The sequence below is a fragment of the Ensifer sp. ENS11 genome, assembly GCF_014851895.1.
GTDB classification, from domain to species: Bacteria; Pseudomonadota; Alphaproteobacteria; order Rhizobiales; family Rhizobiaceae; genus Ensifer; species Ensifer canadensis.
Map to the genome: position 1 here is coordinate 215,832 of NZ_JACVAN010000007.1, position 12,319 is coordinate 228,150.

At 63.2% G+C, this 12,319-nt stretch carries 6 protein-coding genes; 2 read left to right on the forward strand and 4 right to left on the reverse strand.

The annotated features are described in order from the left end of the window. Nucleotides 1-156 precede the first annotated feature (156 nt). The 3 genes from pbpC to IB264_RS16245 form a co-directional block, all read right to left on the reverse strand. Nucleotides 157-2,238: a penicillin-binding protein 1C gene (pbpC, locus tag IB264_RS16235; RefSeq protein ID WP_038577835.1), complete on the reverse strand. Its 2,082-nt coding sequence runs from the start codon at nucleotides 2,236-2,238 to the stop codon at nucleotides 157-159. An 8-nt stretch (nucleotides 2,239-2,246) separates the two neighbouring features. Beyond that, nucleotides 2,247-7,697, reverse strand: coding sequence for an alpha-2-macroglobulin family protein (locus tag IB264_RS16240; RefSeq protein ID WP_192433858.1), 5,451 nt, complete (start codon nucleotides 7,695-7,697; stop codon nucleotides 2,247-2,249). A gap of 156 nt (nucleotides 7,698-7,853) precedes the next feature. Then, a complete protein-coding gene (locus tag IB264_RS16245; protein WP_192433825.1) occupies nucleotides 7,854-8,519 on the reverse strand; it encodes a GntR family transcriptional regulator in 666 nt (221 codons plus the stop codon). Nucleotides 8,520-8,804: 285 nt separating this feature from the next. On the opposite strand from IB264_RS16245, the gene IB264_RS16250 reads away from it, so the two are divergent. Beyond that, nucleotides 8,805-9,836 (forward strand): proline racemase family protein, encoded by a 1,032-nt coding sequence (locus IB264_RS16250; RefSeq protein WP_192433827.1) that lies wholly within the window; start codon nucleotides 8,805-8,807, stop codon nucleotides 9,834-9,836. An 11-nt stretch (nucleotides 9,837-9,847) separates the two neighbouring features. Here IB264_RS16250 and IB264_RS16255 read toward each other — a convergent pair whose 3' ends face one another. Beyond that, nucleotides 9,848-10,468, reverse strand: coding sequence for a helix-turn-helix domain-containing protein (locus IB264_RS16255; protein WP_192433829.1), 621 nt, complete (start codon nucleotides 10,466-10,468; stop codon nucleotides 9,848-9,850). A gap of 230 nt (nucleotides 10,469-10,698) precedes the next feature. Here IB264_RS16255 and IB264_RS16260 point away from each other — a divergent pair, with 230 nt between their 5' ends. Then, nucleotides 10,699-12,276, forward strand: coding sequence for an ABC transporter substrate-binding protein (locus IB264_RS16260; protein WP_057226669.1), 1,578 nt, complete (start codon nucleotides 10,699-10,701; stop codon nucleotides 12,274-12,276). Nucleotides 12,277-12,319: the final 43 nt, after the last annotated feature.

Sequence of the window (12,319 nt, forward strand, 5' to 3'; positions counted from 1 at the left end):
GGTTGCCATTGATCCGAAGGAGTGGATGCGGTGAGACCCGTTGGCGGGATGCACCGTAACCCTCCATACGCGGACAGTCGGGCGCCTCGGCGGTATTCTGACCGTTCACGCCGGGTCGAGCGACGTGCGCAAACTGCAGCCGAATGAGGGTCTCATCTATTCGATAAAGACGCGCACGCTGGCGGCCCGACCCACGGCGTCGATGACCGTGAGGGTGGAATAGCCGGCGCCATCGGGCTGCCATTGCGTCGTCCGCCGGCGGGTCGGATCGGGCAACGGCTTGCCATTTGCGAGCCACCGGAAGGGCGCGCGGCCGCCCTGCAGCTTCAAAGTAAGTGGTGACATGGTCTCATGGTCGATGCCAAGTTCGACACGCGCGCCCTCGGGCGGAAAGACGATCTGTGGCGCCGGCTCGCGCGCCGAGGCGTTGACGAGGCCGCTTGCGGTCATCGAGAAGCGGCGCTGGCTGATCGGCAGCTCGATTTGGGAGATGCGCACAGCGCCCGGCGGTGCATCCGGCAGCGGCGTGATCGGCAATCCGGATTTGGCAAAGCCTTCAAAGAGAATGGGCGCGGCCGCGCCATAGCCGGTCAGCCCCGGAACGGCGCCATTGTCCGGCCGCCCGACCCAGACCCCGAGCACATAACGGCCGTCGTAGCCGACCGACCAGGCGTCGCGATAGCCATAGCTGGTGCCGGTCTTGTAGGCGATGCCGCGCTGCCGGCTTCCCGCCGGCGGCAAGACGGCCGAGAGCACATCCGAGACATGCCAGGTGGAAACGGGCGAAAGCAGCGGTTCGCCGTCGATCAGACCGGCCGTGCCGGTGATGCCGTCGCCGAGCCGCACCGGGAAGCCGCGATTGGCAAGACCCGCATAGAGCTGCACGAGATCGCGCAGCGTCAGGCCGACCCCGCCAAGGCCGATTGCCAGCCCGGGTGCCTCGCCTGCCGGCAGCACCGGCTTCACCTCGGCGCGGCGGAACCTGACCATCAGCCGGGCAGGGCCGACGACATCGAGCAGGCGAATGGCCGGAACGTTGAGCGACAGTTGCAGCGCCTGGCGCACGCTGACGTCGCCTTGGTAGCTCATGTCGAAATTGCGCGGGCGGTAACCGAAGAAATCGGCCGGTCGATCCTCGATAATGGTTTCCTGGCTGACCAGGCCCTCCTCGAAGGCGAGACCGTAGATGAAGGGTTTTAGCGTCGAACCGGGCGAGCGGGTGATCCGCGTCATATCGATCCAGCCCGAGCGGCTCGCGTCGAAATAATCGGCCGAGCCGACTTCGCCGATGATCTCGCCCGTGCGTGCGTCGGCCATGATCATGGCGACGGACACTCTCGGTCCCAGTTTGGCCGCACCCTCGCGCGCAACCGCTTCGAGGCCGCGCTGGACATTGCGGCGCAGCGTCGTGTGATGCTGCACGGCCGTCGGTTGCTTGCGTAGCGCCGTCTCGGCCAGATGGGCGGCATAGGCCGGCAACTGAAGGCGGCGGTTCGGAATGGCCGTCATCGCGGCCCGTTCAGCTTCGCCTTCGCCGATCACGTCGGCAACCGCCATCCGGGTCAGGACGCGCTTGCGGGCAGCTTCGGCTGCGGCGTGGTTGCGGTCCGGCCGACGCTTTTCCGGCAATTGCGGCAGCGCCACCAGCAGCGCGGCTTCGCCTACAGATAGTCGCTTCGGTTCCTTGCCGAACCAGGCCAGGCTTGCAGCGCGCACACCCTCAAGATTGCCGCCATAGGGCGCATGGCTGAGATAAAGGTCGAGAATCTGGTCCTTGGACAGCCGACGCTCGATCTGGATCGCGCGCGCAATCTGAAGCAGCTTGGCCGCAATGCTTCGTTGTTCGCGCGGTTCGATCAGCCGCGCCACCTGCATCGAAAGGGTGGAGGCGCCGGAAACGATGCGGCCGTTGGTGACGAACTGCAGCGCGGCGCGGCCGAGCGCCAGGAAGTCGATGCCGGCGTGCTCGCGAAACCGCTGGTCCTCATAGGCAACCAGCATCCGCAGAAACTGCGGGTCGACGTCACCGACAGTCGTGTTCAGCCGCCAGAGACCGTCAGGTGTTGCAAAGGCCCTGAGCAATTGGCCGTCGACGTCGAGAACCTCGCGAGACACGATGCCAGCCGCTCCCAGTGGCGGCGGAAATGCCTGGTCAGCCTTGTCGAGCGCAAAGGCAGACAGCCCCGTCAGCAACAGGCCGACGGGGATCGCGATCAGCAATTTTTGCCTTATCGACATTATCGGGCCTATTGGGCTGCCAGAACCTCCATACGCCCTGTCGCGGTGCGCGCCGAGAACTGCGGCCGGTACATGTCTTCGACGCTTGCGGCAGGATGATCGTAGACACCGGGGTTCACCGCGCGGACGACATAGGCGAGCGTCAGCTCGCGGCTATCGCCGGTAGCGCGGTCGAAGGCGGCGACGAAGCGATCGTTGCGGAACTCGGTATGCGTCGCGGTAATCTCGCCGAGCCATTCGAAGTTCGTCAGCTGGGCGCTGTCGACCAGGCTCGGGTTATCGATCTGGAAACCGGCCGGCAAAAGGTCCGAAACAAGCACGCGGGACGGCCAATCGTTGGTTTCGGTGACCTTCAGCACCACGACATAGCGCTCGTTCTGCCTGGCCTGGCTGACATTAGCTTCGGCACCATCGAGTGTGTAATAAGTGCGCTCGATGGCAAAGCCGTCACCGCCGGCCGACAGTGGCTGAGCCGGGGCGGCAACCGTGGTGACCACGGCGGAGACGGCGTCCGCCCCCTCGTTCTTGATCACCACCGGATGAGACAGAAGCGCATCGCCGGGCATCCGCGCGGCGTAGCCGCCGGTCTTCGACGCGCCATTGACGTCAAGCAGCATGTCCTCGTCGCCGCCCTGAACGGCACGGGCGGCAAGCAGCATCCAGGCCTGTTCCTGCGTGCTGGTATATTTCTTCTGCTCCCATTGCCGCGCCACGATCTTCGACAGTTCCGGAATGATCGGCGGAACCGGACGGCTTTCGGCTGCCAGAGCCAGGACGGCCGCGTCGTCGCGCAGCGATGAACCGTAGTCGGAACGCGACAGGCTGACATTGACGAGGCCGGTCGACATGTTGGCCGAGGACGCAAAGATCTCCTGTGACCGCTGGGCATCGCCGTAAAGCGCCAGCGCCGCTGCAACCTGCGCCTTGGCCAAGGGTGTCGGGAAATCATTGATCAGCGTGTTGGCGTAATAGCGGATGTCGTTGACGGCGGCCTTGCGGTTGCGTGCGAGCACATAGAGCGCATAGGCGATCTCGTTGCCGCGATCCTTGACATTGGTGTCATAGCCGAGGCCGTTCTGCAGGTTTTCCAGTGCCTGCACCATCGCTGCCTCAGGCACGTCGTACTTCTGTTCACGTGCGCGTGTCAGGAAGTCGGTGACATAGGCGTCGAGCCAGAGGTCCCCATAGCCCGGCCCCCACAGGCCGAAGCTGCCGGACGACGACTGGTTGGAGAGCACGCGGTAGATCGCTTCCTGCACCCGCTTGGTCACTTCGCCATCATCGGGAAGGCCCGACTGCTTCGCCAGTTCGCTCATATAGAGAAGCGGCAGCGCCCGGCTCGTCGTCTGCTCGGTGCAGCCATAGGGGTAACGGTCGAGTGCCATCAGGATGGCGGGAACGTCGAAGGCCGCAGACCGGGTGACGCTCAGCGAAACCGACGCGCCCTGGAGCACGCTGTCTGCCAGCAACTGGCCGTCGATCGTAAGGCTGCTGCCCGCCGCAAGGTTGACCACCTGTCGCTGCGTGACCGGCAGTGTGGCCGGGCGCACCGGAATGTTGAGCGCCTGTTCGAGCGAAAGTCCGGAGGCGCCGGTGAGCTGGACAGTAACGAGCCCGTCGCCTGTGTGTTGGCCGACCAGCGGCAGCGTCAGAACGGATTTGCCGCCCTGTTCGAGGCGTACCGTTTCGCTGCGGCCTGCCTGTTCCACCGTCACCGGTCCGTTGGTGGCCAGTTGTACCTGGTAGTCGCCGGCCGGAGCGTCGGTGTTGGCGATGTCGAGCCGCAGCTCGGCCCGGTCTCCCGGGGCGAGGAAGCGCGGCAGGCTCGCCGTCACGACGATCGGGTCGCGGATGACGACGTCGCGGACAGCATGGCCGACGCCGGACTTCGTCCAGGCGACGCTCATGATCCGCGCCGTGCCGTTGAACTGCGGAATATCGAAGCTGACGGTCGCCTTGCCATCGGCGTCGAGCTTCACCGGACCTTCGAAGAACGCCACCAGCTTTTCGGTGGGCGGGCTTCCCTGCAGCGCGACCCGGCCGCCGTCGCCGCCGGTGCGCAATTTGCCGGTCGCCCCAAGCGAGCCATCGATCAAGCGACCGTAGAGATCGCGCATTTCAAGACCAAGCTGGCGCTGGCCGAAATACCAGGCGGCAGGATCCGGAGCTTCATAGCGGGTCAGGTTCAGGATGCCGACGTCGATCGCGGCAATCGTGACATATGCTTCTTCGTTGGCGCCGGCCCCTGCCACCTGCAGGCTGATATCGAGCGGCTTGCGCGGTTCGGTCTTTTCGGGCGCTTCGATGGCCACGGCAAGCTTGCGCTCGGCGGGATCGACGGTGAGCCACTTGATGCCAATCGCGCGCATCGGCATGCGGCTTTCCTGCGCGTCGCCAGGCCGATAGAGGGTCGCGGTGACATAGGCGCCGGCCCCCCAATCGGCGGTGACAGGTAAATCGACCTCGCCACCTTCGGCAGCGATCGTCGTGCTCTTTGTCGTGATCAGGCCTTCCGTGCCGACGGTTACCAGCAGTTCACCGGCAAAACGCGGTGAAACCTTGAGCTTGGCGGTTTCGCCGACGGCGTAGTTTTCCTTGTCGAGCGCGATTTCGAGGCCATCGGGGGTTTCGGTCGATGTCGATGCGACATACCAGCCGGCATCGAATTCGACGCTCGATGTCGGTCCGTCAAGGGCCGCCGTCTCGACTTCGAGACGGTAGCGGCCCCAGCCGACGGGCACGGCGATCTCGCCTCCATCGGCGGTCACGTCGAGCGTGCCGTTCGCAACCTGCTTGGTGGTGACCACCGGCTCGTATTTCCAGGCGGTTCCGTCTCGGTACCATTGATAGTTGCGCTCGACGCTGATCAGCTTCCAGAGCGCACCCGGCATGGCGGCCCTGGCACCGTCGGGGTCGATGGCGATCACGCGGAACTTGCCGACGGAGTTTTCCTGAAGGTCGCCCGAAAACTCGGGTTTGATACCGATCATCGCGCCTTCCGGCTTTACCGGCAGCGTCAAGGATCGTTCGACGGCGCGACCGCCGGCCTCGCGCATCCGCACGGTGACATTGGCGTTGAGCAGTTGCGTCGTCGACGGCACTTCGCTCAAAGCCACGTCGAAGGTCGACTTGCCGTCGTCATCGAGAGCCGTCAGGTCCTCTAGCGGCAGACGCGTGTCCTCGCTCGCCTCTTCGTCGGCAAGGCCGAAGAAATATCCCTTGAAGGCAGCACTTTCGCGCGTCGGCTTCAGAACCACTTCGCCCTCAAGCTCGAGGCCGGCGGCCGGTGCGCCATAGAGATAGCGTCCATCGACCACGACTTGTACCGGTTCTCCGACAGCGATCTCCTTTGCTTCGCTCGTCAGATCGAACTCCGTGCGGTCCGGCACGAAATCGTCGACTAGAAACTGCTTCTCGCCGATCGGCGAGGCCTTGGGATCAGTGAAGATCTGCATCGTCCAGGTGCCACGCATGGCGTTTTCCTGAACATCGAGATCGAGCGTGTGGCCGCCGAGCTTGCCGCCGTCGCTGATCATCCTGCGGTATTCGACGCCGTCAGGGCGCAGGAACACGAAGGTGAGCGGCAGATTCTCGATCGCCTCGCCATTAACGTCTCGCGCAAGTGCTGACGCGTGCACCGTCTCGCCGACGCGGTAGATGCCGCGCTCCGTCCAGGCGAGGACGTCGATGGCGCCGGGCGCCGCACGGCCGGTGACCCCACGATCCGACAGGTCGAATCCCGCCCTCGTCATGTCGAGGAAAACGAAGTCGTCTTCGCCGCTCTTGGCTGTGATTACGGCCGGGGTCAGGGCGGAGGTGCCGCGGATCAGACCAGCGGTGAAGGTGGCGCGGCCGTCGCCATCCGTCGTTGCCGTGCCGAGGATTTCGTTGTTCTTGGCGACCAACTGCAGCTCGACACCTTCGATCGGCTTGGCGGTTGCGAGAGATCGGGCAAAGACGTTCAGGCCGTCGGTGCCGGCATAGGTCGACACGCCGATGTCGGAGACGACGAACCATTGGGTAGCGCGGGCGTCCCAATCCTGGCTGAGGCCGGTTTCGGATGCTGCGGTCAGCACGTAGACGCCGGCTTTGCGCTTCGGCAATGCTTCATCGACCGGGAAGCTGGTGACCACTTCCTTGTTGAGGACGCTGTCGATGGCGATCGAACCTTCCCAGACCAGTTCTCCGCTTTCGTCTTGAATGCGCTGGGCGCTGTAGCCGTCGATTTGCGTCAGGAACTGCGAGTTCTGCAGCACCTGCGCCAGGCTGCGATCGCCGATGCGGTAGAGCTTGAGCTTGGCGCTGTCGGTGTTGACGGAAACCAGCGGAATGCCGCGGCGCGCGGTCGAGGGCAGCACGAAGCTGTCGCCGGTAAAGCGCACGACCTGGCCGCGATCCTTGACGTAGACCTCAAGAGTGACCGGCGCCTCAAGCACTTCATCGACCGACGAGGGCAGGCCCGTGCGCAGCGTCAGCTTGTAACGCTGGCCATGCGACAGACCCTCAACGCAGATCTGGTCGCCCTTGGCTTCCACTGCTTTCGGGGCAGCGCCGTCTAGTGTGACGAAGGAGGCATAGTCGGCGCCGCTCTTTAGTAGCTGCTCCGAAAATTGCACGCAGGCGCGCGGCGAGGCGCTATCGGCATCAACGGTGTTTTCGATGACGCGGAAGCGCTTGCGCTCCTTCAGGTCGAGGTAGGCGGTCTCAACCGTTTTTGATTGCACCAGTTCGAGGCTGGCCTTGTAGGCATTGAGGGCGCCGCGGAAATTCTCGGCATTTTCCAGCGCCTTGGCGAGAACGGCCAGCGCATGGGCGCGGCTTTCCGCGGTCCGCGTCAGCTGATAGCCGTTGATCGCCGCAAGGGCGGCTTGCGTCGCGACATCGGTATTGCCGGTGACGCGATTTGCCGTGCGCGCCGTTTCAAGCCACAGCTCGCTGTCATCAGGGGTGATCGCAAGCGCGCCCTGGAACGCCTTCAATGCACCGTCGATAATGCCCGATTCCGCCTGCGCGCGCGCCGTCTCGATCAGGCTGTTGACGCCGAAGCCCTGCTGATCATCAGCGAGCGAAAGGTTCGCCTTGGCGTCGCGTGCATCCTGAAGGATCTGGTCGGAGAGAAACGAGAGTCGCGGCGGCGCGCCGAGGTCCGGCTGCACGGCCTGCGCCTGGACGATCTTGCCCGCGATGGCGCCGGGGAAGTCGTTCAACTGATTGAAGTCGGACTTCAGGAAGCACCATTTCACCTTGGGATTGTAGGTGAATGCGCGGCAGGATTGGTCCGCGATGCAGGCGGTCTCGCACTGATCCAGCGAGACATTCTGTTCGGTTCGCAGATCGAAGCCGAAATAGTCACCGTCCTGGGTGATCTCGACCTGGCGGCCGGTCGGAGCCGAAAAAGCCGGATATCCGGCGGCCAAAACAGAAACAAGAAGAGCGGAAAGGCCGAAAAACGCGCGCACAGACATAAGTCCTCCCAACGCAGCCGGTCTCGATAGAGCTTCACTTTTTCAAGGTTCCTGATGCCTTGTCAACCACGGACGTTCAAGAGTTGGACGACAATTTACGCGAGAGCGAGCAACATGTCCTAGTGAGGCGGCGTTACTGCGACAGGGCGCTTATCTTCTCTGCTCCTTCAGGAAAACGACGAGCGAACGGCCGGCGTCGAGGATGTGATCCCGGGTGAGCGACGATGCCAGATCGGCGTCACCTTTGGCGCAGGCATTGAGGATCGCCTCATGCTCGCGCGCTGCGCGCTTCATGCCATCCGTCAGCGTCAGCTGCGCGCGCAGATAACGATCGATACGGTCGAGCGAGGCGCGCACGATCTGCAGGTAGTAGGGCCGCCGCGCGGCCTCATAGAGGCTGTAGTGGAAGTTCCGGTTGGTTTCGCCCCACTTCGCCGAATCGGATTCCTTGCCGAACTCGTCGCAATGCCGGCGGGCGAGTTCGAGTGTCCTTCGATCCATATTGGGGACGGCAAGCCGGATCACCTCTGCTTCAAGAAGAGCGCGGAACTCGAAGATCTCCTCGATCTCTTCGATCGAAAGGCCGGCAACGACAGCGCCTTTGTAGCGTTGCGTCGTGATCAACCCGTGCTGTTCAAGGCGCGAAAGCGCTTCGCGCACGGGGATGCGGCTGGTGTTGAACATCTGGGCGATCTGGTCCTGCCGCAGGTTCTCCCCCTCGACAAGCGCACCCTCGATGATCGCCTTGCGCAATGCCTCGTAGACGATATCGGCTGCGGAAGCGGCTTGCCTGACATCAACGGCATCGAGTTTCATCGCGTCTAAACCCCGGAGGCTTCGTGTCCCTGACAGTGCGGAAACTGCCGTGGCTCTGGTCATAGGTCCATTCCCCTGGTCGGGCAACAGAGGTCGCCGCGGCTTTGCGCAAAAAATCGTATATTTCAGATTGTATATTGGATCCAATCTTTCTATGACTGTTTCCACGTTGGCTGCGGCGGCCGTTTGGTCGCCGAAAGAGAGCCGTTCTCTTGATCGTCGATGGGCAGATATCAAGGCATGGCATGTGGATGCGGTCCGCATGCATCGCGTGGAGGCGAGAAGATGCGCAGCAGCAAGGTCATTCATATTGTTTCCTGCCACGCGGAGGGTGAAGTCGGCGATGTCATCGTCGGCGGCGTTGCGCCACCGCCGGGCAAGACGCTGTGGGAGCAGCGACGCTTCATCGCCGAGGATCAGACCTTGCGCAATTTTGTGCTCAACGAACCGCGTGGCGGTGTTTTCCGCCACATCAACCTGCTGGTGCCGCCAAAGGATCCACGCGCGACTATGGGCTTCATCATTATGGAGCCTGAAGACACGCCGCCGATGTCCGGGTCCAACTCGATCTGCGTTTCGACCGTCCTGCTCGACAGCGGCATCGTGCCGATGCAGGAGCCGGAGACGAGAATGGTACTGGAGGCGCCCGGCGGGCTCGTCGATGTCGTCGCCACCTGCCGCAACGGCAAGGCCGAGCGCATCACGGTCACCAACGTCCCGTCCTTTGCCGGCAAGCTCGACGCCAAGCTCGAAGTGGAAGGGCTTGGCACGCTCACCGTCGACACCGCCTATGGCGGCGACAGCTTCGTCATCACCGATGCTCGCATGCTCGGCTTCTCCGTGACGCCGGATGAGGCGCGAGAGCTTGCCGAGACCGGGATCAAGATCACCCGTGCCGCCAACGAGCAGCTCGGCTTCGCGCATCCGGAAAACCCGGAATGGGCACATATCTCGTTCTGCCAGCTGACGCTGCCGGTGGAAGAGCGCGATGGCGTCCTGCACGGACGCAACACAGTGGTGATCCAGCCGGCAAAGCTCGACCGGTCGCCGACCGGCACCGGCTGCTCCGCGCGGATGGCGGTGCTTCACGCGCGCGGCCAGATCAAGGTCGGCCAGCGTTTTGTTGGCCACTCGATTATCGACTCGACGTTCGATTGCCGTATCGTCGGCGAAACCACCGTTGGCGGGCGCCCGGCCGTCGTCCCGGAAATCTCCGGCCGTGCCTGGGTGACCGGTACGCATCAGGTGATGCTCGACCCGGCCGATCCGTGGCCATCAGGCTACCGGCTGGCCGATACCTGGCCACGCAAGCAATAGGCCGTCAGACGCTATTGTTCGGCAATGATGCGCGTGGTGCCGACCCAGAGTTCACGGGCCGGCCCTGCGCCGATGTTGCGGGCGCGGTGCGGTAGCGACGAGGGGAAGTGCAGGGTGTCGCCCGCTTTCAGGACATATTCCTTGCCGTCGATCTCGTAGAGCATTTCGCCTTCAATCAGATAGAGGAAATCCTCGCCCTCGTGGCTGGTCAGCTCGGAAGCGTAGCCGGCCGGCATGTGGGTGATGCAGCCGTTGAGTTGGGCGCCGGGAAAGCCGCGCTCGAGCAGTTCATAGACACGCTCCTTCGTCTCGACATTGTAACCGCGGCGTTCGCCGGCGTGAGACACAATGGAATGGGCGTGCTGCGGCGGCTGCGACAGGAACGTATCGACGCTGGTGCCGAGCGCATTGGCGACATTGTAGAGCGAGATCAGCGAGGGGGTTGAAATACCTCTTTCGATCTGGCTGATGAAGCCCTCCGTGAGGCCGGCTTCACGCGCGACCTGCTTCATCGTCTTGCCGATTTCCTTGCGGCGGGCGCGCAGCATCTGGCCGATCGTTGCGGCCGCAGGCATGTCGGTGAGGGGGGCGCCGGCGTCTGCCGCTGGCGCCTCATCGGTATCGAGAGGCATGATTTTCTTTCCGCTTGACTCGCGTCTATTGTTGTACTTTAGTCCAGCTAAAGTCGGTTATGCAAGCTGATCAACTCGGCTTAGTACCGCTTTAAAAAGGGGAACAACAAGAATGCCTTCGCTGCAATCCGGACGCAAAGGAAAACGTTCGGAAAAATTGGATCCAATATCCAATTGGTGTGAGGCGTCGTGCCGGCGCTAGCCGGTCGATCAAACAGGAGGAGTGAGAGATGAAACGTTTGTTGCCGATCTTACTGGGTGCCGCTCTTGGGCTGGCCGCGGCCACGTCTGCGCTCGCCATCGAACGTGGCGGTGCGATGACCTTTGCGCGTTATGACGATTCCACGGTCATCGATCCTGTTTATGCCGATCGCAACCCGGACCTCTGGATGGTCACCGGCCTATACGAAACGCTGCTGCGCAACGGCCCGGACGGTTCGATCGTTCCAGGGTTGGCCGAGGGTTATGACGTTGCTGCCGACGGGCTTTCGATCAAGCTCAAGCTGCGCGACGGACTGAAATTCTCCGACGGGTCGGCCCTGACCGGCGCCGACGTGGTGTTTTCCCTTGACCGGGCCCGCAATCCCGAGCTTGGTCCTTGGGCGGGTCTGCTTGGCGCCGTCGACAAAGTCTCCGCCGATGGCAATCAGGTAACGCTGGCGCTCAAGAACCCGGACCCGACCATCGTCTCTATCCTCGCAACCTTCAACACCGGCATCATGCCGCAAGCGGCCTTCGAGAAGGCGGCCGGCGCCAACGACCAGGAAAAGGCGCGTGCCTTCTTCGAGGCCGGCCCGGTCACATCAGGCCCATTCACGATGAAGAGCCGCGTGCAGGGCTCGAGCATGACCTTCGCACGCAATCCCAACTACTGGCGGCCCGGCACGGATGGGCAGCCGCTGCCCTATCTCGATCAGGTCGATTTCGTCATCATCCCAGACGATGCCACCCGCATCCTCAAGCTTCAGGCCGGTGAAGTTGATGCCGCGGAGTTCATTCCTTTCGCTCGCGTTGGCGAACTCAGCGCCGATCCGGCGCTGAAGATGGAGCTCTTTCCCTCGACCCGCATCGTCTACGCGCCGATCAATACGCGCGAGACACGCAAGGACGGCTCCAAGAACCCGCTTGCTGATGTAAAAGTGCGGCAGGCGCTGAACTACGCCACCGACAAGAGCGTGCTGATCAAGCTCGTCACTTTCGATACCGGCAAACCGATGACGTCGTTGATGTCGGCCGCCACCCAGCTCCATTACGGACCTGAGCCGCTTTACCCCTACAATCCAGACAAGGCCAAGCAGCTGCTTGACGAAGCTGGTCTCGGCGGCGGCTTCGAGGTGAAGTTTACGACGCTTGCCGGCAGCGCCGACGACGCGACCTTGTTCACCGCCCTGCAGCAGATGTGGTCGCCGCTCGGCGTCAACCTCAAGGTCGAACAGGTCGACAACCCGACACGTGGCGAGAAGAACCGCTCCGGCGACTTCGACATCCACACCTATGGCTGGGCAAACGACGTCAACGACCCGGCGCAGGTGACCGGCTGGCTCGGCTACTACAAGCAGCGCCAGGCCGTGGGCACGGGCTGGAACAATGAGCAGTTCAACACGCTGTTCGAAGCGTCCAACATCGAGGTCGATCCGGCCAAGCGCAAGGACGAGTACAAGCAGATGCAGGAAGTCTATGCAGAGGGCGCGCCGCTGCTCTTCCTGTTCGAGACCCCTTTTGCCGTTGCCGTCTCGAAGTCGATCGAGGGCTACGTGCAGACGCCGCTCGGTGCGAACGACTTCTCCGAGGCCTGGCGGGCCAAGTGACGACAGCCTGAATTCAGGATGTCGGGCGGCGAGAGCTGCCCGA